The organism is Brevundimonas sp. (genome assembly GCF_051860745.1).
Taxonomy (GTDB): Bacteria; Pseudomonadota; Alphaproteobacteria; order Caulobacterales; family Caulobacteraceae; genus Brevundimonas.
The window spans coordinates 349,703-374,228 of the sequence record NZ_JBHYDN010000002.1; the positions used below are offsets into that span (position 1 = coordinate 349,703).

A 24,526-nucleotide genomic window follows, 5' to 3' on the forward strand; every position below is an offset into this window, starting at 1 on the left:
TTTAATGCACGCTTCCCGTCGAAACTTCCTGATGGGCGCCGCGGCCCTGTCAGCGGCCGTCATCACCCCCGAGACCGTCCGCGCCATGGCCGCCATGCAGGCCACAGCCGACTGGGCCCTGGCCACCGCCGACCTTGAGGCCGACATCGCGCCCCGGGCCATGCGGCTGGTTCACGGCCGGGCCCCGGCCGGCCTGACCGGGACCCTGTTCCGCAATGGCCCGGCCAAATTCCGTCGCCCCGGCGGCTCGGCCACCCACTGGTTCGACGGCGACGGCCTGATGCGGGCCTTCCGCGTCAATGACGGCCAGGTCACCCTCGACGCCCGTTTCGCCGACACGCCCAAACGCCGCTGGGAGAGCGAGATCGGCGCCGTCGTCACCCCCGGCTTCGGCACCGCCGGCGACGCCCGCGCCCGCATCGGCTCGAACGAGGACGCCAACGCCGCCAACACCGCCGTCATGGTCGCCGGCGACGAGGTCTGGGCTCTGTGGGAAGGCGGCTCGCCGATGGCTATGGACGCCTCCGACCTATCGACCAAAGGCTTCGTCACCCTGCGCGACGACCTCAAGGGCATGCCCTTTCAGGCCCACCCGCGCCATGACCCCGACGGCACGATCTGGAACATCGGACTGGACGGCGGCAAGGCCATCGTCTGGCGGCTCAACGCCGACCGCAGCCTGCATACGGCCGCCGTCATCGACCTGCCGCGCGCCAGCTTCATGCACGACTTCACCGCCACGGCGCGCCACCTGATTTTCGTGCTCCAGCCCTGGGTCCATGACCATCAGGGCATGCCCTACGCCTCGCGCTTCACGTGGAAGCCCGAGCTGGGGACGCAGATCATGGTCGTCGACAAGGCCGACCTGTCGCGCCGCCGGATCTATGAGCTGCCGACCTTCAGCTATTTCCACCTCGGCGACGCCTGGGAGGACGTCTCCGGGACGATCCGGTTCGACGTCGCCGCCGGCAAGGACGTGGCCTTCGCCATCGCCGGCGCCCGCGTTCTGGTTGAACAACGCGGCTCGGTGCCCGGCGAGCACGCCGTGCTGAACCTAATTACTCTGCACACGGACGGCCGCGCCGAAATGGCCTCCTCGGGCGTCACCGCCGAGTTCCCGAAGAACGACCCGCGCCGCGCCGGCCTGCCGCGCCGCCTGACCGTCCACGTCGCGGGCGAACGCCCCGACCGGCCCCTGCCCACCGGCCTCGCGACCTGGGACTGGGACTCGGGAAGGTCCGACTATTTCAACTTCGGGGATGCGCAGATCGTGGAAGAGGCCGTCTTCGTCCCGCGCGGCCCCAACGAGACCGACGCCTGGCTGATCGCCCCCTCGATCAACCTGGCCGAGGGCGTCACCGAGCTGCACGCCTTCGACGCCGCCCGCGTCTCCGCCGGCCCCGTCGCCACCTGGCGCGCCGACGTCGCCCTGCCGGCCGGCTTTCACGGGGTGTGGGCCGGGTGAGTTGGGGGGCGTCAGTACCAGCCGGCGTCGCGCAAGGCCTTGGCGTAGCGCCGGCTGACCGGGGCCTCGACGCCGCCTTCCAGCGTCAGGGTCGCCCGGCCGTCGCCGCGGCTAACGTCCCGCACGGCGTCTTTCGCCACCCACCAGCTGCGGTGCGTCTGGGCCCCCTCCAGCCCCTCCAGCTCGGTCAGGGCGTCCGACAGCCGCATCAGGATCAGGTCCGATCCGCGGTCGGTGTGGATGCGCAGATAATGGTCCTCGGACTGGACGGCCCGGATGGCCGCGCCCCTCAGCTTGAACGGCAGCCGGTCGATGAACCGCGCCGGCTTGGCCCCGGGCGCCGCCGCATGAGTCTGCACCGGCGTCCGCGCCAGAAAGACGTTCAGTGCGCTGATCGCTCCGGTCACCACCAGCACCGGCATGAGGAAGTCGGGCAGGTGCGCCAGGCTGATCGACCGGTCGTCATCGAAGAACCAGCCCGTGACCGCCCAGACCATCACCGCCAGCGGCCCCGAGATCACCAGCGTCAGGGCCGCGATCGCCAACCACGGCCGCCGGTCCATGTCGATCCGCCCCTCGACCAGCCGCGAGCACAGATGCCCCCACATCGCTCCGACCAACATCACCGGCATCCAGTACGCCAGCCGGAAGCCCAGCGCGGTGTCGCCCATGCCGAACGCTCCGCTGAGGGCCAGCAGGGCTCCGCCCGCCAGCGCCACGGCGACGCCGCGCACCAGTCCCCGGTCGATCTCGAACCGCACCACGTCCTGCGGCGTCGCCCGCTCGCTCATGCCGGTTCCGCCGGCCCGCAGACCGCCCGAAACCCCGCCGCCGCGAACCGGACCATATAGTCGCCCGCTGTCTCCAGATCGCCGGAGCGGCACAGACCGCCGGACAGCCGGTCCAGCCGCCCGGTCTCGCCCAACGTCAACGTCAAAGCTCCCGACAGGTTGTGATACGCCCAGTACAGATCGACCTCGGCGGCGTCGGGCAGGATCACCTTGATCAACTCGATCAGTCTACGGATCGCCGGGTCGAAATAGCGGGCCATGGTCTCGCCGCCGAACGTCGGGTTGGCGTTGGTCTGGGCCACCAGGGCGGAATAGTGCTTCCACCCCGGCCCGCCCTTCAGCGACCACTGGAATGGCGGCCGCAGGAAGGCTTCGAACAGGCCCTCCAGCGTCATCTCGCCGGGCGCCGTCTCCCGGGCATAGCGGTTGATGGCGTCGACCCGCTCATTGTTCCAGACCTCCGCCCGCCGCAGGAAGACCGCGTCGAACAGCCCGCGCTTGGCCCCGAAATAATAGTGGACGAGCGCCGTATCCACGCCCGCCTCCCGCGCCACCTCGCGAATCGTGACGCCATAGAAGCCGTGTTTGGAGAACAGGTCCTCAGCCGCGTCGAGGATCAGGTCACGCGTATCGGCGGCGCCGGCGGCCTTGGCCTTGGGCGGACGGCCCCTTTTTGCGGTCGGCGCATCGAGCTTGGTCATGACGCCGAAGCTAGGCCGCATCGCCCCGCCTGTGCAACGGCGCCACAGGTCGGGCCGCTGGTGACGCCAGGGAAGCGGAGCCGTTTGACAGGGGGCTGAAAACAATTACGGTCTGAAAATCATTGAACGCTGAATAAAAGCGTCATCGGGCTGGAAATCACAGGACTGGGGCTACCATGAACCGCTATGTAAAGACCGCCTTGCTTGCCGGAGCCGCCTGGAGCGCGCTCTCCACCTTCGCCATGGCCCAGGACGCCGCGCCGCAGGACGGAGTCTCCTCGCTGGATGACGTCGTCGTCAGCGCCCGCCGTCGCGACGAGCTGCTGAAGGACGTGCCGATCTCGGTTTCGGCCATCGGCGAGGAGCGCCTGGAACAGACCGGCGCCTCGGACATCACCGCCCTGCAGCAGCAGACCCCGAACGCCACCGTTCAGGTCGCCCGCGGCTCGAACTCGACCCTGATCTCCTTCATCCGCGGCGTCGGCCAGCAGGATCCGCTGTGGGGCTTCGAGCCCGGCGTGGGCCTGTATGTCGATGACGTCTATGTCGCCCGCCCGCAGGGCGCCGTGCTGGACATCTACGACGTCCAGCGCATCGAAGTGCTGCGCGGCCCGCAAGGTTCGCTGTACGGCCGCAACACGGTCGGCGGCGCGATCAAATACGTCACCAACACCCTGTCGCACGATCCGGAGCTGAGCCTGCGCGGCGCCTTTGGCAGCTACAACCAGATCGATCTTATGGCCGTGGGCAGCATCCCGCTGGCCGACAATTTCCGCGTCGGCGGCGCTATCGCCTCGTATCAGCGCGACGGCTACGGAACCAACATCAACACCGGCGCCGAGCATTATAACAAGGACGTCCTGGCCGGCCGCGTCAGCGCCGAATGGGAACCGCGCGACGACATCTCGATCCGTCTGGCCTATGACCGGGTCCAGGACGATTCCAACCCTCGCCACGGCAGCCGTCTGGTCGCCGGCGCGACCCCGGCCGGCGCGATCCTGTCCAGCGTCTATGACACCAACGCCGGCCTCGGCGACGTCAACTCCGTGGAGAGTCAGGGCGCTTCGGCGACCATTGAGATGGAGCTGAACGACCACTGGACCTTCAAGTCGATCACGGCCTGGCGCGAAGGCGAAACCACCACGGTGATCGATTTCGACAACACGCCGTCACCGACGCTGGACATTCCGGGCTTCTATGCGGACAACCAGCTGACGCAGGAGTTCCAGTTCCTGTTCGACTATGACCGGATCCAGGGCGTGGCCGGCTTCTTCTATCTGGACGGCCATGCGGAAGGCGCCTTCGATACCATCCTGGGCAACGCCGGCATCGTTATCGGCACCAACGGCCAGGTGAAAACCGAGAGCTGGGCCGGCTTCGCCGACGTCAACCTCGACCTGACCGATCGCCTGCACCTGGGCCTCGGCGTTCGCTATACGCTGGACGAGAAGGAGGGGACGGTGTTCCGCGCCAACTATCTCGGCGCTACCCGCAGCCCGCTGCTGGGCGGCACGGTGCGCGCGCCGTTGCTGGTCCGGTCGAACTACACCAACGACAACGACTTCACCCAGTTCACGCCGCGCATCGCCCTGTCGTACGACCTGACGGATGACGTGACGACCTATGCCTCCTACTCGCAAGGCTTCAAGTCGGGCGGCTTCGACATGCGGGGCGACGTGATCCTGACGCCGAACACGGTCAATGGCTACGATCCCGAGACGGTCGACTCCTACGAGATCGGCCTCAAGGGTTCCCTCGACCGTCTGACCTTCGCCGCCGCTGCCTTCTACAACCAATACCAGGACCAGCAGGTCACCACCCAGGTGCCGTCCGGCGCCAGCATCGCCAGCTTCGTCGACAACGTCGGTTCATCGACCTTCTACGGCTTCGAATTCGAAGGCCGGCTGCGCATCCTCGACAATCTGTCGGCCAACTTCGCGGTCGGCTATCTGAACTCGGATTTTGAGGAGTTCCTGCGCTACAACCTGACCACCATGGTGTTTGAGGACATCTCGGACCAGGTCGTGCTGCAGAACGCCCCGGACTGGACCGGCTATTTCGGCTTCACCTGGATCGGCGACGTGGCCGGTGGCGACCTGGCGGTGACCCCGTCGATCAGCTATCGCGGCGACTCCAGCATGTTCGAGTTCCCGAACCCGATCCTCGACCAGCAGGCCTATTCCCTGGTTGATCTGTCGATCGTCTGGACCGACCCGACCGACCGCTTCACCGTGGGCGTCTACGGCAAGAACCTGACCGACGAAGAGTACCGCGTCGGCGGCTACAACTTCCCGGGTGCGCTCTTCAACAACTCGATCATCGGCTACTACGGCCCGCCGCAGACCGTGACCGCTTCGCTGAAGGTCAAGTTCTGATCCGACGAAAAGACTCCTGACGCCTGATCGCACGTGATCCAGGGCGGCGGTTCACCTGAGCCGTCGCCCTTTTTCTTTGGCGCGGCCGAAAAGCAACGCTACCGTTCCATCAAACAAGAAGACCAGTCGAGGGAAACGCCATGACCGCCACGGACGCCGCCGCGCCCGCCGAACGGCCCGGATATCGCTTCTATGTCCTGGCGATCCTGATTCTCGTTTACATGCTGAACTTCCTGGATCGCCAGATCATCGGCATCCTCGCGGCGCCGCTGAAGGCTGAGTTTGGCCTCTCCGACAGCCAGTTCGGCCTGTTGGGCGGCATCGCCTTCGCCTCGGTCTATTCGACCCTCGCCATTCCCCTGGCCTGGTTGGCCGACCGCTATAGTCGCGTCTGGATCATGACCGGCGCCCTGACGGTGTGGTCCGGATTCACCGCTCTGTGCGGCATGGCCGGGTCATTCACCCAGTTGTTCCTGTTCCGCATGGGCGTCGGTGTGGGCGAGGCAGGCGGCGTCGCGCCGGCCTATTCTCTCGTCGCCGACTATTTTCCGCCGCATCAGCGGGCCCGGGCGCTTGCCGCATTTGCCTTCGGAATTCCGCTAGGCACAGCCGCGGGCACTCTGGTCGGAGGTTTGCTGGCCGCGACCTATGGCTGGCGCACCGCCTTCATCGCCGTCGGCCTCGCCGGCGTCCTGCTCGCGCCGGTGCTTCTGCTGACGGTGCGCAATCCGAAGCGGGGCGGGACGGATACGATCAAGTCCGAGGCCGAGTTGGCGGCTATCGCCGCCGCGCCCGTAGTCGGCTCAGGCAAGTCCGGCGCGATCGCGGCCCTTATCATGCTCGGGCTCGGGCTCGGCGCCCTTTCCCTGGCGGCCCTGATTCATTTCGGCGGCCTGGTGCTCGGCAACCCTCTGGTGTTCGCCTTCGGCGGCCTGCTGGCCATGGTCATCGGCATCTCCCTGACCATCGCACGCCGCACCGCCTCGGCGGTCATTCCCAAGCCGAGCTTCTGGCTGCTGGCGCTGGGCGCGGCCTCGTCCTCGGTGTGCGGCTACGGCGTCGCAGGCTGGCTGCCCCTGTTCTTCATGCGCAGCTTCGGCCTGACCCTGTCGCAGACCAGTTGGTACTACGCCGGCATCGCCCTGATCGGCGGGGTGCTGGGCATCTGGGCGGGCGGCGCCATCGCCGACAAGCTGTCGAAGCGCGGCAAGGGCGCCTATCCGCTGACCCCCGCCATCGCCTTCCTGATCTCGGCCCCGATGTTCATCCTGGCGATGAATTCGCCATGGCTGATCGGCCTGGTCATCCCGGGCGGCGGCACCAACGCCCAGCAGCTGATCCTGGCCTTCCTGATCTTCATCATCCCGACCGGGCTGAACCTGGCCTGGCTGGGGCCGATCACGGCCTCGATCCAGCATCTGGTGCCGGCGCCGATGCGATCCACCGCTTCCGCCTTGTTCCTGCTGATCAACAACCTGCTCGGCATCGCCGTCGGCTTCTATTATTTCGGCTGGATGAGCGACCTGTTGGCGCCGCGGTTCGGCGATGAGAGCCTGCGCTGGGCGATCTACACCGGCATGGGCTTCTATGTGCTGGCCTCGGTGCTGCTGATCGGGGCCTCGCGGACGCTGAAGAAGGACTGGGTGGACTAGGTTCGGTACTCAATACCCCGATACAATCCGTCATCCTCGGGCTTGTCCCGAGGACCCATTCGGCCGCGGCGCGTGCGGTTGAAGCCTCGCGCCTCGCCGGACGGATTCTCCTGACTGGAGCCTGAGCCTGCCGAACAATGGGTCCTCGGGACAAGCCCGAGGATGACGGAGATAAAATCTCCAATATATCAATAATATGGCCTGTCAGCCTGCTGAACGCTTCGCGGTATCCGGGATGACAAGGGTCCAGATCTCCCCGAATATCGAGTGGAGAATTTGACCACTTCCACGGGCTGATTTTCGGCGAATTCGACCCCTGCCGCACGCGACAAGGGCGACAATTCCCCGCGACATGGTCGACATTTCGCCGTGACAACAGCGACAATCGCCCACGACATCCAAGACAATCCGGCGGGACATCCACGACAACCGCGACACGGGTCGCCGAGGAAAGCCCACGTCCGATTCTGACGCAGGCGCCAGGCAGGCTCTCCCTATGGAGCACTACGCCCTGCGCAAATATCGCGGCCCGGAAGTCTGGGCGCGGGTCAGGACGGCCTATCTGGCCGGCGAATCGGCGCCGTCCGTGGCCCGCCGATTCGATGTCGGGCTGGGCAATCTGCGCAAGCGCGCGAGCGCCGAGGGCTGGACCCGCAGCTGCGCGGCCCTGCGGGCCGACCTGAAGCCAAAGCGAGCCCCCGCGGCGCCGACGGGGCTGTCAGCCGGAACCGTCGGCCCGGGTGAGACGGGGCCCGACGATGCGCCGGAATATCCCGTGGGCACGCGCGAGGCGTTGAAGCGGGCGGCCGAACGCGCCGCCTGGCTGATCGCCGAAGGTCGCGGCGCCGAGGCCATGGTTCTGGTTCGCGCGGCCGAGGCCCTGTCCAACCTGGTCGACACGCGGGACCTCGACAAGGAGACCGCGATCCGGGCCTTTCTGGAGCAAAGGGCGTCCACGGTTGCGCGTGCGAAGGCGCAGCCCCTATAAGCGCCGCAACTCCTCCCAGCAGTCCGGCGGCGCCTCTCCATGAACATCCACGAATACCAGGCCAAACAGGTCCTGAAGGGCTTTGGCGCACCGGTCGCCGAGGGCGTCGCCATCACCAGCGCCGATCAGGCCGAGGCGGCGGCGAGGCAACTGCCGGGTCCCTTGTATGTCGTGAAGTCCCAGATCCACGCCGGCGGGCGCGGCAAGGGGAAGTTCAAGGAGCTGGGGCCCGACGCCAAGGGCGGCGTTCGTCTGGCCTTCTCGATCGAGGACGTGGTCAAGAACGCGAAAGAGATGCTGGGCAATACGCTCGTCACCGCCCAGACCGGCCCGGCCGGGAAACAGGTCAACCGCCTCTATATCGAGGACGGCGCTGACATCGATCGCGAACTCTATTGCTCGCTGCTGGTCGATCGCTCGACCGGCCGCGTCTCCTTCGTAGTCTCGACCGAAGGCGGCATGGACATCGAGGCGGTCGCCCATGATACGCCCGAGAAGATTCTCACCATCGACATTGATCCGGAAGCCGGCGTCACCGCCGCCAACGTCGCCGAGATCAATGGCGCCTACGGCCTGACCGGCGCGGCGGCCGAAGACGGCAAGACGCTGTTCCCGATCCTGTACAAGGCCTTCGTCGACAAGGACATGTCGATGCTGGAGGTCAATCCGCTGATCGCCATGAAGGACGGCCACCTGCGGGTGCTGGACGCCAAGGTCAGCTTCGACGGCAACGCCCTGTTCCGCCACGACGACATGAGGGCGCTGCGCGACGAGACCGAGGAAGACGCCAAGGAGATCGAGGCCTCGGAATGGGACCTCGCCTACGTCGCCCTCGACGGCAACATCGGCTGCATGGTCAACGGCGCCGGCCTGGCCATGGCGACGATGGACATCATCAAGCTGTACGGCAAGGAACCGGCGAATTTCTGCGACGTCGGCGGCGGCGCCTCCAAGGAAAAGGTCGCGGCGGCGTTCAAGATCATCACCGCCGATCCGGCGGTGCAGGGCATTCTGGTCAACATCTTCGGCGGCATCATGCGCTGCGACGTCATCGCCGAGGGCGTGGTCGCCGCGGTGAAGGAAGTGGGTCTGAAGGTGCCGCTGGTCGTGCGCCTCGAAGGCACCAACGTAGTCGAAGGCAAGCGCATCCTCAATGAGTCCGGTCTGGCCATCACCGCCGCCGACGACCTCGACGACGCCGCCCAGAAGATCGTCGCGGCGGTCGGCTGACCCCAGCCGCCACCGCCCTGCTGACAGACCTCATTCAGAAGCTGATCCCATGTCCATCCTCGTCGACAAGAACACCAAGGTCATCGTCCAGGGCCTGACCGGCAAGACCGGGACGTTCCACACCGAACAGGCGCTCCGCTACTACGGGACGAAGATGGTCGGCGGCGTGCACCCGGCCAAGGGCGGCACGAACTGGACCGGCTCCGAAGGCGAGAGCCTGCCGATCTTCGCCTCGGTCGCTGAGGCGAAGGAGGCCACCGGCGCGACCGCCTCGGTGATCTATGTCCCGCCGGCGGGCGCCGCGGACGCCATTCTCGAGGCCATTGAGGCCGAGGTCCCCTTCATCACCTGCATCACCGAGGGCATTCCGGTGCTGGACATGGTGCGGGTCAAGGCGCGGCTGGACCGGTCGAGCTCGCGCCTGCTGGGGCCGAACTGCCCGGGCATCCTGACCCCGGAAGAGTGCAAGATCGGCATTATGCCGGGATCGATCTTCAAGAAGGGCAATGTCGGGATCGTCTCGCGCTCGGGCACCCTGACCTATGAGGCGGTGTTCCAGACCACCAACGAGGGCCTGGGCCAGACCACGGCGGTCGGCATCGGCGGCGACCCGGTCAAGGGCACGGAATTCATCGACGTGCTGGAGCTGTTCCTGGCCGATCCCGAGACAAAGTCCATCGTCATGATCGGCGAGATCGGCGGCGGCGCCGAGGAAGACGCCGCCCAGTTCCTGATCGACGAGGCGAAGAAGGGCCGCTCCAAGCCGATGGTCGGCTTCATCGCCGGTCTCACCGCGCCCAAGGGCCGGACCATGGGCCACGCCGGGGCCGTGGTCTCGGGCGGCAAGGGCGACGCGGAGTCCAAGATCGCCGCCATGCAGGCCGCGGGAATCACAGTCTCGCCGTCGCCGGCCCGTCTGGGCGCGACCCTGGTGGAAGTGCTCAAGGGCTGACCGTTCGGAACTCCCATCGGGAGAGGGGCAGGGGTGAGGGGTTACGGAGAGTCCATGGCAAGGCGCCGTAACCCCTCACCCTCCCCCCGCCGCGCGGGGGCCCCTCCCTCTCCCTTTGGGAGAGGGTTTTTTCAGCTTTCGCCCCCATTCGGTCATGACCCATAAGGAAACAGCGCCTATATCAGCGGCGTCGGTTGCGCGCAGGCGTGCGCGCGCCGCCCAAGGGACGTGACGAGAACAATGGCGGACGATGCCGGTCGGCTGAATCAGGTCTTTGCCGAGACCAGCTTCCTGTATGGCTCCAACGCCTCGTTCATTGAGGACCTGCACGAGAAGTGGGCGGCCGATCCGGCGTCTGTTTCGGACGAATGGCGCGCCTTCTTCGACCAGCTCCGCGACAACGCCGAGAGCGTGAAAGCCTCCGGCGCGGCCGGCTCCTGGGGCCGTTCGGTCACCACCGAACCGACTGAGGCCACCGGCGTGTTCGACGGCCGCTGGCCGGCTCCCAAACCTGATCCGAAGAAGCCCGGCGCCCCGGCCGCGGCGCCCGCCGCCGCGCCGGCTCCGGACGCCGCCGTCCTGGCCGAGGCCGTCCGCGCCGCCGCCCACGATTCGATCCGCGCCCTGATGCTGATCCGCAGCTATCGCGTGCGCGGCCACCTGCAGGCCAACCTCGACCCGCTGGGCATCGAACAGCCGACCAGCAATCCGGAGCTGACCCCCGAATTCTACGGTTTCAGCGAGGCCGACCTCGACCGCCCGATCTTCCTCGACGGCGTGTTGGGCTTCCAGACCGGCACGATCCGCGAGGTCCTCGCCCTGCTCAAACGCACCTATTGCGGCACGCTGGGCATCCAGTTCATGCATATCGCCGAGCCGGACGAGAAGAGCTGGCTGCAGGCGCGCTTCGAGGGGGCGGACAAATTCGCCCAGAACGGCTTCACCCGCGAGGGCAAGCTGGCCATCCTCAACAAGCTGATCGAGGCCGAGGGTTTCGAACGCTTCCTGCACAAACGCTTCCCCGGCACCAAGCGGTTCGGCCTGGACGGCGGCGAGGCCATGGTTCCGGCGCTGGAGCAGATCATCAAGCGCGGCGGCGCCCTGGGCGTCGACGAGGTGGTCTTCGGCATGGCCCACCGCGGGCGGCTGAACACGCTCGCGGCCGTGATGGGCAAACCCTATCGCGCCATCTTCCACGAGTTCCAGGGCGGCTCGACCGTACCCTCGGACATCGAGGGTTCGGGCGACGTCAAATATCACATGGGCGCCAGCTCTGACCGCGAGTTCGACGGCAACACCGTCCACCTGTCGCTGACCGCCAACCCGTCGCACCTCGAGATCGTCAATCCGGTGGTGCTGGGCAAGGCGCGGGCGAAACAGGCCTTCGACATCCGCGCGGCCAACGCCGGCCAGCCGGAGGAGAAATGGGCCCTCGACCGCTCCAAGGTCGTGCCCCTGCTTATCCATGGCGACGCCGCCTTCGCCGGCCAGGGCGTGGTCGCCGAATGCTTCGCCCTGATGGGGTTGAAGGGCTACCGCACCGGCGGGACGATGCATTTCGTCGTCAACAACCAGATCGGCTTCACGACCAGCCCGCGCAACAGCCGGTCCTCGCCCTATCCGTCAGACGTAGCCCTGATGGTCCAGGCGCCGATCTTCCACGTCAACGGAGACGACCCCGAAGCCGTCGTCTTCGCCGCCAAGGTGGCCACCGAGTTCCGGCAGAAATTCCACAAGGACGTGGTGGTGGACATGTTCTGCTACCGCCGCTTCGGCCACAACGAGGGCGACGATCCGACCTTCACCCAACCGCTGATGTATTCGAAGATCCGCGCCCTGCCGTCGACGCGCGAAATCTACGCCGAACGCCTGATCGCCGAGGGCGTGATCGATCAGGCGGCCGTCGACGCGGAAGTGACCCGGTTCGAGGCCTTCCTCGACGCCGAGTTTGAGGCCGGCAAGACGTTCGAGGCGCAAAAGGCCGACTGGATGGACGGCCAGTGGCAGGGCATCGGCCAGCCCGATGGCGAGGAGCGCCGCGGCGAGACCTCGGTCCCGGCCGCGAAACTGGCCGACCTGGGCCACAAGCTGACGACCATTCCCAACTCGGTCGACGTCCACAAGACGCTGAAGCGGGTCATCGACGGCCGCCGCGAGATGATCACCTCGGGCCAGAACATCGACTGGGCCACGGCCGAGAGCCTGGCCTTCGGTTCGCTGCTGGACGAGGGCTTCCCGGTCCGCCTGTCCGGCCAGGACTCGGTGCGCGGCACATTCTCCCAGCGCCACTCGGGCATCGTCGACCAGACCACCGAGGCCCGCTACGTCCCGCTGAACAACATTCGCGACGGCCAGGCCGAGTTCGAGGTGATCGACTCCGCCCTGTCCGAAGAGGCGGTGCTGGGCTTCGAGTACGGCTACGCCCTGACCGACCCCAACACCCTGGTGATGTGGGAGGCCCAGTTCGGCGACTTCGTGAACGGCGCCCAGGTGGTGATCGACCAGTTCATCAGCTCGGGCGAGCGCAAATGGCTGCGTATGTGCGGCCTGACCATGCTGCTGCCGCACGGCTACGAAGGGCAGGGACCCGAGCACTCCTCGGCTCGTCTCGAGCGCTTCCTGCAGGCCTGCGCCGAGGACAATATGCAGGTCGCCAACTGCTCGACGCCAGCGAACTATTTCCACATCCTGCGCCGCCAGATGCACCGGCCGTTCCGCAAGCCGCTGATCATCATGACGCCCAAGAGCCTGCTGCGGCACAAGAAGGCGGTCTCGACCATCGCCGATCTGGCCGAGGGCAGCTCCTTCCACCGCGTGCTGCACGACGACGCCCAACGTCGGCCCGAGGTCGCGGGGATCACGATCAAGGCGGATCAGGACATCCGCCGCCTCGTCCTCTGCTCGGGCAAGGTCTATTACGACCTGCTGGAACGGCGCGAGCGCGACCAGATCGACGACGTCTATCTGATGCGGCTGGAGCAGTTCTATCCGTGGCCGATGAAGTCGCTGCTCACCGAACTGGGCCGCTTCGCCAACGCCGAACTGGTCTGGTGCCAGGAAGAGCCCAAGAACATGGGCGGCTGGACCTTCGTCGACCCGTGGCTGGAACTGACGCTGGACAAGCTGAGCGTGAAGGCCCGGCGCGCCCGCTACGTCGGCCGCCCGGCCTCGGCCTCCACCGCCGCGGGCCTGATGAGCCGGCACCTGAAAGAACTCGACGCCTTCCTGACCGACGCCTTCGCCTGATAAGCGAATACGCATACCTGACCTGAAGAGACCCGGACCCCACCATGGCCGACATCCTGACCCCCGCCCTCGGCGAATCCGTCACCGAAGCCACGATCGGCAAGTGGACGAAGCAGGCCGGCGACGCCGTGAAGAAGGACGAGGTTCTGGTCGAGCTTGAGACCGACAAGGTCTCGCTCGAGGTTGTCTCGCCGTTCGACGGCGTCCTCTCCGAAATTCGGGCCGCTGACGGCGCGACCGTCACCCCGGGCGCCGTCCTGGGCGTGGTCAGCGAAGGCGCGTCCGCCGCCCCCGCCGCCGAGGCCCCGAAGGCGGCGCCCAAGGCCGAGGTCGCGCCTGCTTCCGCTGCTAAACCCACTCCCGCTCCTGCCGCTGAGCCGGCTCCGTCCGCGGCCGTGTCTGGCGGCTCGGTCCCGATCATGACCCCGACCATGGGCGAGAGCGTCGCCGAAGGCTCGATGGGGACCTGGCTGAAGAAATCCGGCGACACGGTCGCCAGGGACGAAATGCTGGTCGAGATCGAGACCGACAAGGTCGCGGTCGAGGTGTCGGCCCCCGCCGCCGGCGTCCTGACCATCGACGCCGAGGGCGGATCGACCGTCACCCCGGGTCAGCAGATCGGCAGCATCGCCGCCTCGGGCGAGGGCGCCGGCCCCGCTCCGGCTGCTGCGTCCGCTTCGGCCAACGCCGGTTCGGCCCAGATCAAGTCGGGCGAAGACCCGCACCTGTCGCCCGCCGTGCAGCGCGTGGTGACCGAGAACAACCTCGACCCCAAGGCGCTCGCAGCCACCGGGCCCAAGGGGAACATCACCAAGGCCGACGCCATCGCCGCCATCGGCGCGACGGCCCCGGCCCCGGCCCCTACGGCCGCTCCGGCTGTGACCCCGACGGTCTCAGCCGCGCCCCGCGCCGACCAGCCGCGTGAGGAGCGGGTCAAGATGACCCGGCTGCGCCAGACCATCGCCCGCCGCCTGAAGGAATCCCAGAACACCGCCGCCCAGCTGACCACCTTCAACGAGGTGGACATGACCAACGTCATGGCCCTGCGCAGCCAGTACAAGGAAGCCTTCGAGAAGCGTCACGGCGTCAAGCTCGGCTTCATGAGCTTCTTCACCAAGGCGATCGTCGCGGCCCTGAAGGAGATCCCGGCCGTCAACGCCGAGATCGACGGCACCGACATCATCTACAAGAATCACTACGACATCGGCGTCGCCGTCGGCACCGAGAAGGGGCTGGTCGTGCCGGTCCTGCGCGACGCCGATACGCTGTCGCTGGCGGGTATCGAGAAGGGCATCGCGGCCCTCGGCAAGGCCGCCCGCGACGGCGACCTGACGCTGGACCAGCTGCAGGGCGGCACCTTCACCATCACCAACGGCGGCACCTACGGCTCGCTGATGTCGACACCGATCCTGAACGCGCCGCAGTCGGGCATTCTGGGCATGCACAACATCGTCCAGCGGCCGATGGCGGTGGACGGCGAGGTGGTGATCCGGCCGATGATGTATCTGGCCCTCAGCTACGACCACCGCATCGTCGACGGCAAGGAGGCGGTGACCTTCCTCGTCCGGGTCAAGGAGCTGCTGGAAGACCCGGCGCGGGCGCTGCTGGACCTGTGATTGCGGAAGGCGGCCCTGAGGATTAATATCTACACGACGTAGATATGGAGGCCTGTGTGGCCGATCCGAAACGCGGCGTCGCCGAGACGGCGAAAATCTTCACCCATGGCGGGAGCCAGGCAGTCAGGCTGCCCAAGGCCTACCGCTTCGAGGGCAGGGAAGTCCGCATTCGCAAGGAGGGCGATGCGGTGGTCCTCGAACCCGTCGAGCACAAGCGAGTTCGTCCTCGAAGCGACGAGGAATGGGCGGCGTTCTGGGCGCGTATCGATGCTATAGGCGATCCCGGAGAGCCTTTTCCCGACCCTCCGCCACAGGGCATTTCCAAGCCGGTGGAGCCTTGGTGAATCTCTGCCTCGACGCCAATGTCCTGATCGAGGCCTTGCGGCGTCGGCAACCTGTCCTGGGCCGCTGGCAGGACGCTGTCGGGCAGGCGTCGCCCCTCATCTTGTCCAGCCTTGTCCTTCATGAACTGGAGGCTGGTGCTGATCTCAGTGCCCGACCCGCCATTCACCGCGCCCGCCTTCACGAACTTCTGGCCTATGCCGAAATCGTTGAGTTTGATGCCGACGACGCTCGGGTCGCCGGCCGCGTCCGCGCGAAGCTCCAACGATTGGGGCGGCCAATCGGCCCCATCGATACCCTGATCGCCGGCCAAGCTCTCGCGCGTGGCTGGGCCATGGTGACGCGGAACGTCCGGCATTTCGGCCGGATCAACGGCTTGCCGCTGATCGACTGGTCGATCGGAACCGATCGTTTGTCCGTCGAGGTCATTGCGTCCCGCGTCGGCGAGGCCGATTGAACAGACGATGATCGAGGTCGCCCGTTTCGCCGATATCTATGAGGCCGAAATTGTCGCCTCACGATTGCGGGCCGACGGCTTCACGCCGACGCTGGGCGGGGCCGAACACGCCAAGACCGATCCGCTGATCTTGCAGGCGCTGGGCTGGATCAGACTGTCCGTGCCCGATGATCAGGCCGAAGCGGCGACGGCGAGGCTCGCGGTGCTTCGCAGCGGGGCCGAGGCGCTCGAAACGCCGCCTGAGCGGGAGTCGGGCGCGGTTCCCGACCGGACGCTGCCAGCCAAGGTCACGCTCGGGGCCGCCTTGCTGGCCCTGCTGGCCGGCCGTTAGGTCCTCAGCGGCCCCAGCACGTCGTCCGTATCCTGACCCAGCGCCGGCGGAGCCCGATCGTAGGCCACCGGCGTAACCGACATCCGGATGGGCGAGGCGACGGTGCGCACCGGCCCGGACAGGTCGGCGCGATCCTGCGTCACCTCCAGCCCGCGGTGTTTCGCCTGCGGCTCATCGAACACCTGATCGACCGTGTTCACCGGCCCGCAGGGCACGCCGGCGGCGTCCAGCGTCGCCATCAGACCGTGCATGGTCTGGCCTGCGGTCAGGGCCGACAGTTCGGCGGTCATCACCGCGCGATGCTCGATGCGCAGGGCGTTGGTCAGGAAGCGGGGGTCGGCGCCGAGGCCCGGCGCGCCCAAGGCGCCCGCGAGCGCCCGGAACTGACCGTCGTTGCCGACGGCGATCACCACCATACCGTCCGTACACGGAAAGGGCTGATAGGGGGCGAGGTTCGGGTGGGCGTTGCCCATTCGCGTCGGCGCCTTGCCGGAGACGAACCAGTTGGTCGCCTGATTGGCCAGCATGGCGGCCTGAACGTCGAACAGGGCTATGTCGATATGCTGGCCCTGTCCGGTAGCGCGGGCGTGCAGCAGGGCGGCCATGATGGCGTTGGAGGCGTAGAGGCCGGTGAACAGGTCGACGACCGCGACCCCGACCTTCATCGGCTCGGCCCCGGGCGCGCCGTCGGGCTGGCCGGTGATCGACATCAAGCCGCCCATGGCCTGGATCATATAGTCGTAGCCCGCACGGTGCGCGTCCGGCCCGTCCTGACCGAAGCCCGTGATCGAGCAATAGACCAGCCTCGGATTGACCGCCGACAGGGCCGCGTGGTCCAGCCCGTACTTCCTCAGCCCGCCGGTCTTGAAATTCTCGACCACGACATCGCAGGTCTTGCTCAGCTCACGGACGATTGCGGCTCCGTCCGGCGTCGCCAGATCCAGTTCAACCGACTTCTTGCCCCGGTTGGCGCAGAGGAAATAGGCCGCGTCGCCTTTCGATCCGTCGGTTTTCGTGGTGAAGGGCGGGCCCCAGGCGCGGGTGTCATCGCCGACGCCGGGCCGCTCGATCTTGATCACCTCGGCCCCCAGATCGGCCAGCATCTGCGTCGCCCACGGCCCGGCGAGCACGCGGCTGAGATCGAGGACGCGAACGCCGGAGAGGGGGCCGGAAGGGGTGGCTGGTGATTGGTGGCTGGTGGCCGGCGAGGTCGGAGCTGCTTCGATGGTCATGATGAAATCCCTACCGCCCGATCAAGGCGCGATCCACCAATCACCAGCCACCAATCACCCGCCACCCGCTCAAAGCCCCGGATCCCACACGCCCGCGTCCCGCATCCGGCATTCGCGCGCTTCGCGGGCCCGGCCGTCCATCTCCTCGGCCATGCAGCAGACGGCCCTGGACACCGTGGCCTTGTGCAGGCCCGGCACCAGACTGTGCAGGAAGGCGCAGCCCGCCAGCTTCAGCAGACGGAATCCGAACCGCGACGACGCGGCCATATGGTGGAAATAGCTCTCGTCGACCTCGCGCGGGTGCTCGACGAACAGGCGATGAAAGGTACGGCTCATGTCTACAGTCTAGCCTGCGTCGGGCCGTCCCTCTACCCGACCGGTGCATTTTGGCCTAAACCGCGCGCCTCCGCCACGCTCAGAAAGACCCGCCCATGGCCGACGGCGCCTCCGCTCCGCAAAAGACCTTCCGCTGGGATGACCCGCTTGACCTGTCCGGCCGGCTGACTGACGACGAGCGGATGATCCAGGACGCGGCGCGATCCTACGCCCGCGAAAAGCTGCTGCCCCGCGTGGTCGAGGCCTTCCGTGACGAGACCTTCGACCGCGCCATCATGACCGAACTGGGCGAGATGGGCTTCCTCGGGGCCATGCTGCCGGAACAGTACGGTGGCTCCTCGGTCAGCCATGTCGCCTATGGGCTGATCGCGCGCGAGATCGAGGCGGTCGACAGCGGCTATCGCTCGGCCATGAGTGTGCAGTCGTCCCTGGCCATGTACCCGATCCATGCCTTCGGCTCGGAAGAGCAGAAGATGCGCTTCCTGCCGCGCATGGCGGCAGGCGAACTGGTCGGCTGTTTCGGCCTGACCGAGGCCGACGGCGGCTCCGATCCGGCCTCGATGAAGACGAAGGCCATCGCGGTCGACGGCGGCTACAAGCTCAACGGCGCCAAATACTGGATCACCAACTCGCCGATCTCGGACCTCGCCATCGTCTGGGCCAAGCTCGACGACGTCATCCGCGGCTTCATCGTCGAGCGGGGCATGGACGGCTTCACCACCGACAAGATCGGCGACAAGCTCAGCCTCCGCGCCTCCATCACCGGCGACATCGGCCTGAACGACGTCTTCGTGCCGGAAGAGAACCTGCTGCCGGGCGTGAAGGGCCTGCGCGGACCGTTCTCCTGCCTGAACAAGGCCCGCTACGGCATCGCCTGGGGGGCCATGGGCGCGGCCGAGGCCTGTCTGCACCTGACCCGCGACTACGTCGGCGACCGGATGCTGTTCGGCCGTCCGCTGTCGTCGCGCCAGCTGGTGCAGAAGAAGCTGGCCGACATGCAGACCGAGATCTTCCTCGGCTTCGAGGGGGCGCTGGCTTTGGGCCGGTTGCTGGATCAGGAGGCCTGGGTGCCCGAGGCCATCTCGATGATGAAGCGCAACAACTGCGGCAAGGCGCTGGATATCGCCCGGGTCGCGCGCGACATGCACGGCGGGGCCGGCATCACCGGCGAGATGCACGTCATGCGCCACGCCATGAACCTCGAGACCGTCAACACCTATGAGGGCGCCCACGACGTCCACGCCCTGATCCTGGGCCGGGCCATCACGGGGCAGAGCGCCTTTTAAGCGCGGGGCGCTAACGCTCGCGACGCGGTCGCTCGCTGCTTGAGCGCCGGGCATGCGCGAAGCGCCCGGCCGCCCCCGCGTCCGACCTCCGGTCGGCGCGAGGACAGGCTCCGGGTCGGGCCGTCCCGAAGGGCCGACGACCGCGGCCCACGGAAATACCCATCAGGAACAATCAGCCCCGCGCGCGCGTGCAACCCCTAGTCTGCGCGAACGCGGTCCGTTGAGCATTGTCATTCCGTATCAACGCCGTATCGTCAGCGAGGGTGGAGTGACGATCATGGACGGAGAAACGACAGGCATCGACGGCGACGATCCCTTCGCCCAGCTGCGCGATGTCTTCGCCGGCCGCCGCGTCCTGCTGCTGGAAGACGACCCGGCCCTGTCGGAACACGTCGCGGAGCGCCTGCTGCGGGCCGGATTTGAAGCCGTGGAACGGGTCGATAGCGGCGAGGCCGCGATCGCCGCGGCGGCCGCTCCCTTTGATGTCCTCATCCTCGACCGGCTGACCGCCGGACTGGACGGGCTGGAGACGCTGAAGCGGCTGCGCGCCGGCGGCGGCCCCTGCGCCGATGCGCCGGCCCTGATGCTGACGGCGCTGGGCGGCGAGCGACAGAAGGTCGAGGGTCTGCTGGGCGGCGCTGACGACTATCTGTCCAAGCCCGTCGGGGACGAGGAGCTGCTGGCGCGCATCGCCGCTCAGTTGCGCCGCGCCGCCCGGCGAGCGGCCCCGGTCGGGAGCGATCTGGTCAACGGCCCGTTCCGGCTGGCGTTCGGGGCACGGACGCTGAAATTCGGCGCAGCCGGCGTCTCGCGGTTGATAGACCTGTCGCCGCTGGAATTCGCCATCGTCTGTGAACTGATGACCGCGCGTGGCCAGCCCGTGACCAAGACCATGCTGTGGGACCGCTGCTGGGTCGAATGGCGCTTCCTGCCGGATAATTTCGTAAACATCATCGACGCCCGGATCAGCGCCCTGCGTCGCCGGCTCAAGGAACAGGCGTCCGAGCTGGGCGACGACCTGCACCCCCTGATCGTCTCGGCCCGCAGCCAGAGCCTGATTTTCCGCGACCTGTCCGCCTGGACGGGCTGAGCCGCCGTGGCCCCGCGCTTCCATTGGCTGCGGGCCTGGCTGGCGCGGCGGACCTCGACCCAGCTGGCGGCCGGCATCGCCGTCATGGCCGCCGTGGCGCTGACCGGCTCCCTGGCGGTCACCAGCACGGCCGTCCGCATGGATCAGCGCGAGAAGGCGGCCCTTGCGGCCCTGAACGACTACAGCTCCATGGTCGGCAAGCTGGGCGTCGAATCCAGCCTGACCGCCGCCAACATCACCGCGGCCGACGCCGCCTATCTGTCCGCCTGGCTGAGCGCCTTCCAGGCGGGGCCGACGCGCGAAGCCGGAAGTCTGGCGGAGACCTGCCGCACCGGCCAGGGCGGGGCCGGGGTACGGTTCATCCGCGCGCCGGTGGGCAAGCCCGCGGGTCTCGCGGCTCTCGAGACCATCCGGGGTGAGCGCGCGCCGCGGCTCGGGGACGGCGTCTATGTCGTCCAGCTCGAGCGCGGCGTGCTCTGCCGCTCGCGCGCTGTGGAAGTCGTGGTGGTGCGCCAGTCGGTGGGGGTGCTCGACATCGCTGTCGGACGAGTGGTCGACCGGTCGGGACAGGCTTGGGGCTGGGCCGTCGGGGCGGTGGCCGCCGCCGGGGTGTTGCTTCTGGCCTTCGGTCTGACGGCGGCGACCTTCGCCCGGCGCCGGCTGACCAGCGCCGTGGCGGATGTCAGCCGGGCGCTGGATCTCGCTTCCGTCGGAGACTTTTCGGTCCGGGCGCCCGAGACCGCTGTGGCGCCCGAACTGACCGAACTGACCGGGCAGGTGAACCTGACCCTCGATCGGCTGGAGGAGTTGCTCAGCTGGCTGAGGGATTCGACCGACCAGCTGGCCCACGATTTCCGCACGCCGCTGGCGCGGGCCTCGGCCCGGCTGGATCGGCTGAAGGAGGCGTCGACGACGCCCGGGACGCGGGCGCTCGCCGAAGAGGCCCGGGCCGATCTGACCCGGCTGACCCGGGCGATGAACGAGGCCATGACCCTGCGCGACGGCGAGGCCTGGGTGTTCGAAACCGTTCGGCTGGACCGCCTGGCGGTCGCAGCCGCAGACCTCTACCAGCCCCTGGCCGAAGAGCGCGGCGTGGTGATCCGGGTCGGGGCCTCGCCGGTGTCCGTCCTCGGAGTGCGGTCGCTGCTGCAGCGGGCCGTGACCAATCTGGTGGACAATGCCGTGAAATTCTCGCCCGGGAACGGGGTGGTGACGCTCACCGTCGGGCTGGACGAAGGCAAGCCGGTGCTCTCGGTCGCCGATCAGGGGCCGGGGCTGGATCCCGATCTGCTCGATGATCCCGCCCGTGCGGTCTCCAGGGCGGCCGACGAAGGGCGCGAGAGCCACGGCATGGGGCTGGCTTTCGTGAGGGCCATCCTCAAGCGGCACGGCGCGGCCATGACGATTGATGACGCTGGTCCGGGGGCTGTCGTCACGGCGCGTTTCTCGCGGTAGAGCGAAATCGGTCTCGATGGACGCAGTCCATCGAGGCTCAGATTTCGCTCCACTTGATCACTGGACCATTTTTTGGATTCGGATCGGATCGATCCGAAGCAAAATGGTCTAGGGTCGGCGCAACAACAGGGGATTGGCGATGCGTTCCATCATCCGGGCCGGCGGTCTGTCCGTGCTGGCGCTTGTCGTCGCAGTCCCCCTGCTGGCGGCCACGCCCGCCGCCGCGCAGCAGTCGCCTGTGCCGTTCGACGCCCAGCGGGGCGTCTTCACCTTCGCCACCGGCCTTGAACGCGCTCTGCCGGCCGTCGTCCAGGTCACCACCCTTGGCCAGTCCGAGGGCCCCAGTTCCGGGGAGAACGAACCTCGTCCCATCTCCAGCGGCTCGGGCGCCATCATCGACGCCCGCGAGGGCATCGTCGTCACCAACAACCACGTCGTCGAGGGCGGGCGGAAATTCACCGTCGACATGACCGACGGGCGCATCTTCGACGCCGTGCTGATCGGCACCGACAAGGCCACGGACCTCGCCGTGCTGAAGATCGAGGCTCCCGGACTGTCCCAGGTCGAGGTGGTCAATTCGGATTCGCTGCGCACGGGCGATCTGGCCTTCGCGGTCGGCTATCCGCTCGGCCTCGACCAGACCCTGACCATGGGCGTGATCTCGGGCATGGGCCGCTCGGGCATGGGCGACCGGATCGAGGACTATATCCAGACCGACGCGGCGGTGAACTCCGGCAACTCCGGCGGACCGTTGCTGGACAGCCGCGGCCGGCTGATCGGTATCAACACCTCCATCCTGTCGGGTAGCGGCGGCAACGACGGCATCGCCTTCGCCGTGCCCAGCCGCATCCTGATGTATGTCGTCGCCCAGCTGCGCGAGACCGGCGAGGTCAGGCGCGGGACCACCGGCGCCATCTTCGGCTCCCTCAATGCGGAACGCTCGCGCGACCTCGGCCTCGGCATCGTGCGCGGCGCGGTGATCGAGGACGTCGCTCCGGGCTCCTCGGCCGAGGCCGCGGGACTTCAACGCGGCGACATCGTCACCCGGATCCAGAATCGTCCTGTCTCAAACGCCGGCACTGTCGCTGCCACGATCGGCATCGCCGAACGGGGGACCCGGCTCGAGGTCGTTTATCTGCGCGAAGGTCGTGAGGGGCGCACCGCCCTGACGGTCGAGACCCCATCGGAACGTACGGCCATCACCGGCGCCAATGTCGTCATGGCGCGCGGCGCGTCCGTGCGGCTCGCTTCGGAGGGCCTGCAGGTGTTTGCGGTCGAGGGCGGCTCGGCGGCGGCTGCTGCGGGGTTGCAGGCGGGCGACCTGATCCCGCTGATCGACGACACGCCGATCCCGGGGCTCGATGAGCTGGCTGCGTCGTTGAGCGGCGAGGGCCGCCGGATCCTGTCGGTGATGCGAGGCGGCGAGCCCGTCGAGATCGTCCTGCCCTGACGCTTCAGCCCTGACTCCCGATACTGAACCCCGGACAGCAAAACGCCCGCTCTGCCGGAGGGGGGAGGGTGGCGGAGCGGGCGTCTCGCTTTGGAGGAAGCATCGGCCCGCCGGAGCCCTTGGTGGAGTGATCCAGGAGGGGCTGGGGGGGCTGTTCAGGATCCGGAAACGCTCCGAACTCCAACGGGCCGATAGGTCCAGTGTCGCCCCCCAAGGGGGCGGGCGCTGGGCGGAAGCGAGGCTATTTCATGTTCGCGGCGAATTTTTCACATCGCGGCGTTCCAGACACAGTGTTCGCCCACGCGACTGCTTTGAATGCGCGTCGGCCACTGGCGTTTTCCGGATGGCGGCGTAACCTTCTGCTGATGAGCGACGCCGCTGATTTGCAGTCCGTTCCCGGGCCGGTCTTCTTCGACCGGCGCGAGCTCGACCTGATCCTGCGGGTCTACGGCCGGATGGTCGCGGCGGCCGAGTGGCGCGACTACGCCATGGTCGGGCACAAGGACGTAGCCGAGTTCGCCGTCTTCCGCCGTTCGGGCGACGCACCCCTGTACCGCATCGAAAAGCGCCCGGCCCTGCGCCTCAAACAGGGTCAGTGGGCCGTCATCGGCGAGGGCGGGGTGGTGCTGCGCCGGGGCCGTGAGCTGGCGCAGGTGCTGCGCGTGTTCGACAGTCGCCGCTTCTCCGTCGTCGAATAGAAAAAGCCCCGGCGTCTCCGCCGGGGCCTTTCCGCCGTCAGGACTCGTGGTCGGCTATTCGCGGTTGCCGCCCATGAACATGAGCAGGAACTGGAACAGGTTCACGAAATTGATGAACAGGCTCAGCGCGCCGAAGCCGGTAGCCACGCCCATCGCCGCCTTGTCGCCGCCGAGGGAATAGTAGGTCATCTTCAGCCGCTGGGTGTCGAAGGCGATCAGGCCCGAGAAGATCAGCACGCCGATGGCGCTGATGATCAGGGCCATCATGCTGGACTGCAGGAACATGTTGACGACCATGGCGATGATCAGGCCGATCACGCCCATGATCAGGAAGCTGCCGAGGCCGCTGAGGTCCTTCTTGGTCGTGTAGCCGAACAGGCTCAGCCCGCCGAAGGCGGCGGCGGTGACGAAGAAGGTCGAGGCGATCGATTCGTTCGTATAGCGCAGGAACAGGATGCCCATCCCCGCGCCGATGGTCGCGACCACGGCCCAGTAGAGCAGGTTCACCCCACCCGCCGTCGGGTTCTTCATGAAGAACATCGAGCCGAACAGCAGGACCAGTGGCGAAAACTGCACCACCATGCCCAGCATGGTCAGGCCGATACGCCCGTCCGGACCCGCGGCGAACAGCAGCTGCTGCACCGCCGGGACGTTGCCCGTGACATAGGCCAGGGCCCCGGCGACCACCAGGCCCAGGGCCAGCTTGTTGTAGACGCCCAGCATGAAGCTGCGCAGGCCCGCATCCACCGACATGTCGGCGGTGGCGGGGATTGATTGGCTGTTTCTGAAATCGCTCATGGCGATATCGGTCCTCCGTTGGACCGGGCGATCCC

General features: G+C 67.5%; 21 protein-coding genes. 16 read left to right on the forward strand and 5 right to left on the reverse strand.

Annotated elements, in window-relative coordinates; genetic code table 11:
* Nucleotides 1-4 precede the first annotated feature (4 nt).
* Nucleotides 5-1,465 (forward strand): carotenoid oxygenase family protein, encoded by a 1,461-nt coding sequence (locus tag ACTIEW_RS04175; protein WP_439476651.1) that lies wholly within the window; start codon nt 5-7, stop codon nt 1,463-1,465.
* 11 nt (nt 1,466-1,476) lie between these two features.
* On the opposite strand, the gene ACTIEW_RS04180 is transcribed toward ACTIEW_RS04175, so the two are convergent.
* Together ACTIEW_RS04180 and ACTIEW_RS04185 are read right to left on the reverse strand one after the other, a co-directional pair.
* A complete protein-coding gene (locus ACTIEW_RS04180; RefSeq protein ID WP_439476652.1) occupies nt 1,477-2,256 on the reverse strand; it encodes a LytTR family DNA-binding domain-containing protein in 780 nt (259 codons plus the stop codon).
* A complete protein-coding gene (locus ACTIEW_RS04185; RefSeq protein ID WP_439476653.1) occupies nt 2,253-2,957 on the reverse strand; it encodes a TetR/AcrR family transcriptional regulator in 705 nt (234 codons plus the stop codon). Before ACTIEW_RS04185 ends, ACTIEW_RS04180 begins: the two co-directional genes overlap by 4 nt.
* Before the next feature lie 176 nt (nt 2,958-3,133).
* Between ACTIEW_RS04185 and ACTIEW_RS04190 the strand changes: the two genes are divergently transcribed.
* From ACTIEW_RS04190 to ACTIEW_RS04235, 10 genes are all read left to right on the forward strand, one after another.
* Complete coding sequence (locus tag ACTIEW_RS04190; RefSeq protein WP_439476654.1) at nt 3,134-5,332, forward strand: TonB-dependent receptor; 2,199 nt, start codon at nt 3,134-3,136, stop codon at nt 5,330-5,332.
* Between the two features lie 140 nt (nt 5,333-5,472).
* Entirely contained in the window at nt 5,473-6,984 is a 1,512-nt protein-coding gene (locus ACTIEW_RS04195; RefSeq protein WP_439476655.1) for a spinster family MFS transporter, read from the forward strand.
* Between the two features lie 496 nt (nt 6,985-7,480).
* Nucleotides 7,481-7,972: a hypothetical protein gene (locus tag ACTIEW_RS04200; RefSeq protein ID WP_439476656.1), complete on the forward strand. Its 492-nt coding sequence runs from the start codon at nt 7,481-7,483 to the stop codon at nt 7,970-7,972.
* 39 nt (nt 7,973-8,011) lie between these two features.
* The gene (sucC, locus tag ACTIEW_RS04205; RefSeq protein ID WP_439476657.1) at nt 8,012-9,202 is read left to right on the forward strand and encodes an ADP-forming succinate--CoA ligase subunit beta; all 1,191 of its coding nucleotides are present in this window, start codon (nt 8,012-8,014) and stop codon (nt 9,200-9,202) included.
* Between the two features lie 49 nt (nt 9,203-9,251).
* Entirely contained in the window at nt 9,252-10,154 is a 903-nt protein-coding gene (sucD, locus tag ACTIEW_RS04210) for a succinate--CoA ligase subunit alpha (RefSeq protein ID WP_439476658.1), read from the forward strand.
* A gap of 240 nt (nt 10,155-10,394) precedes the next feature.
* A complete protein-coding gene (locus tag ACTIEW_RS04215) occupies nt 10,395-13,400 on the forward strand; it encodes a 2-oxoglutarate dehydrogenase E1 component (protein ID WP_439476659.1) in 3,006 nt (1,001 codons plus the stop codon).
* 44 nt (nt 13,401-13,444) lie between these two features.
* Entirely contained in the window at nt 13,445-15,016 is a 1,572-nt protein-coding gene (gene odhB, locus ACTIEW_RS04220; RefSeq protein ID WP_439476660.1) for a 2-oxoglutarate dehydrogenase complex dihydrolipoyllysine-residue succinyltransferase, read from the forward strand.
* Between the two features lie 56 nt (nt 15,017-15,072).
* Complete coding sequence (locus ACTIEW_RS04225) at nt 15,073-15,360, forward strand: antitoxin (RefSeq protein ID WP_439476661.1); 288 nt, start codon at nt 15,073-15,075, stop codon at nt 15,358-15,360.
* Nucleotides 15,357-15,815 (forward strand): type II toxin-antitoxin system VapC family toxin, encoded by a 459-nt coding sequence (locus tag ACTIEW_RS04230; RefSeq protein WP_439476662.1) that lies wholly within the window; start codon nt 15,357-15,359, stop codon nt 15,813-15,815. Before ACTIEW_RS04225 ends, ACTIEW_RS04230 begins: the two co-directional genes overlap by 4 nt.
* A gap of 7 nt (nt 15,816-15,822) precedes the next feature.
* Nucleotides 15,823-16,146, forward strand: coding sequence for a hypothetical protein (locus ACTIEW_RS04235; protein WP_439476663.1), 324 nt, complete (start codon nt 15,823-15,825; stop codon nt 16,144-16,146).
* Here the strand turns inward: ACTIEW_RS04235 and ACTIEW_RS04240 are convergent.
* Both ACTIEW_RS04240 and ACTIEW_RS04245 read right to left on the reverse strand, forming a co-directional pair.
* Nucleotides 16,143-17,378, reverse strand: coding sequence for a CaiB/BaiF CoA transferase family protein (locus ACTIEW_RS04240; RefSeq protein ID WP_439476664.1), 1,236 nt, complete (start codon nt 17,376-17,378; stop codon nt 16,143-16,145). The genes ACTIEW_RS04235 and ACTIEW_RS04240 overlap by 4 nt on opposite strands.
* A 69-nt stretch (nt 17,379-17,447) precedes the next feature.
* Nucleotides 17,448-17,714, reverse strand: a complete 267-nt coding sequence (locus ACTIEW_RS04245) for a DUF6356 family protein (protein ID WP_439476665.1) — start codon at nt 17,712-17,714, stop codon at nt 17,448-17,450.
* A gap of 95 nt (nt 17,715-17,809) precedes the next feature.
* Between ACTIEW_RS04245 and ACTIEW_RS04250 the strand changes: the two genes are divergently transcribed.
* From ACTIEW_RS04250 to ACTIEW_RS04270, 5 genes are all read left to right on the forward strand, one after another.
* The gene (locus ACTIEW_RS04250) at nt 17,810-19,000 is read left to right on the forward strand and encodes an acyl-CoA dehydrogenase (RefSeq protein WP_439476666.1); all 1,191 of its coding nucleotides are present in this window, start codon (nt 17,810-17,812) and stop codon (nt 18,998-19,000) included.
* A 220-nt stretch (nt 19,001-19,220) separates the two neighbouring features.
* A complete protein-coding gene (locus tag ACTIEW_RS04255; protein WP_439476667.1) occupies nt 19,221-20,090 on the forward strand; it encodes a response regulator transcription factor in 870 nt (289 codons plus the stop codon).
* A gap of 6 nt (nt 20,091-20,096) precedes the next feature.
* Entirely contained in the window at nt 20,097-21,545 is a 1,449-nt protein-coding gene (locus tag ACTIEW_RS04260; protein ID WP_439476668.1) for an ATP-binding protein, read from the forward strand.
* 139 nt (nt 21,546-21,684) lie between these two features.
* Complete coding sequence (locus ACTIEW_RS04265) at nt 21,685-22,995, forward strand: S1C family serine protease (protein ID WP_439476669.1); 1,311 nt, start codon at nt 21,685-21,687, stop codon at nt 22,993-22,995.
* Nucleotides 22,996-23,360: 365 nt separating this feature from the next.
* On the forward strand, nt 23,361-23,693 hold the full coding sequence (locus ACTIEW_RS04270) for a DUF2794 domain-containing protein (RefSeq protein WP_439476670.1): 333 nt from the start codon (nt 23,361-23,363) through the stop codon (nt 23,691-23,693).
* Nucleotides 23,694-23,747: 54 nt separating this feature from the next.
* Here ACTIEW_RS04270 and ACTIEW_RS04275 read toward each other — a convergent pair whose 3' ends face one another.
* Nucleotides 23,748-24,491 (reverse strand): Bax inhibitor-1/YccA family protein, encoded by a 744-nt coding sequence (locus ACTIEW_RS04275; RefSeq protein WP_439476671.1) that lies wholly within the window; start codon nt 24,489-24,491, stop codon nt 23,748-23,750.
* Between the last annotated feature and the right edge of the window lie 35 nt (nt 24,492-24,526).

Coding starts and splice junctions, on each gene's coding strand:
- ACTIEW_RS04245 (WP_439476665.1), bottom strand. CDS start 17,714: ATGAGCCGTACCTTTCATCGCCTGTTCGTCGAGCACCCGCGCGAGGTC.
- sucD (WP_439476658.1), top strand. CDS start 9,252: ATGTCCATCCTCGTCGACAAGAACACCAAGGTCATCGTCCAGGGCCTG.
- ACTIEW_RS04175 (WP_439476651.1), top strand. CDS start 5: ATGCACGCTTCCCGTCGAAACTTCCTGATGGGCGCCGCGGCCCTGTCA.
- sucC (WP_439476657.1), top strand. CDS start 8,012: ATGAACATCCACGAATACCAGGCCAAACAGGTCCTGAAGGGCTTTGGC.
- odhB (WP_439476660.1), top strand. CDS start 13,445: ATGGCCGACATCCTGACCCCCGCCCTCGGCGAATCCGTCACCGAAGCC.
- ACTIEW_RS04275 (WP_439476671.1), bottom strand. CDS start 24,491: ATGAGCGATTTCAGAAACAGCCAATCAATCCCCGCCACCGCCGACATG.
- ACTIEW_RS04180 (WP_439476652.1), bottom strand. CDS start 2,256: ATGAGCGAGCGGGCGACGCCGCAGGACGTGGTGCGGTTCGAGATCGAC.
- ACTIEW_RS04235 (WP_439476663.1), top strand. CDS start 15,823: ATGATCGAGGTCGCCCGTTTCGCCGATATCTATGAGGCCGAAATTGTC.
- ACTIEW_RS04195 (WP_439476655.1), top strand. CDS start 5,473: ATGACCGCCACGGACGCCGCCGCGCCCGCCGAACGGCCCGGATATCGC.
- ACTIEW_RS04215 (WP_439476659.1), top strand. CDS start 10,395: ATGGCGGACGATGCCGGTCGGCTGAATCAGGTCTTTGCCGAGACCAGC.
- ACTIEW_RS04270 (WP_439476670.1), top strand. CDS start 23,361: ATGAGCGACGCCGCTGATTTGCAGTCCGTTCCCGGGCCGGTCTTCTTC.
- ACTIEW_RS04250 (WP_439476666.1), top strand. CDS start 17,810: ATGGCCGACGGCGCCTCCGCTCCGCAAAAGACCTTCCGCTGGGATGAC.
- ACTIEW_RS04190 (WP_439476654.1), top strand. CDS start 3,134: ATGAACCGCTATGTAAAGACCGCCTTGCTTGCCGGAGCCGCCTGGAGC.
- ACTIEW_RS04185 (WP_439476653.1), bottom strand. CDS start 2,957: ATGACCAAGCTCGATGCGCCGACCGCAAAAAGGGGCCGTCCGCCCAAG.
- ACTIEW_RS04265 (WP_439476669.1), top strand. CDS start 21,685: ATGCGTTCCATCATCCGGGCCGGCGGTCTGTCCGTGCTGGCGCTTGTC.
- ACTIEW_RS04200 (WP_439476656.1), top strand. CDS start 7,481: ATGGAGCACTACGCCCTGCGCAAATATCGCGGCCCGGAAGTCTGGGCG.
- ACTIEW_RS04240 (WP_439476664.1), bottom strand. CDS start 17,378: ATGACCATCGAAGCAGCTCCGACCTCGCCGGCCACCAGCCACCAATCA.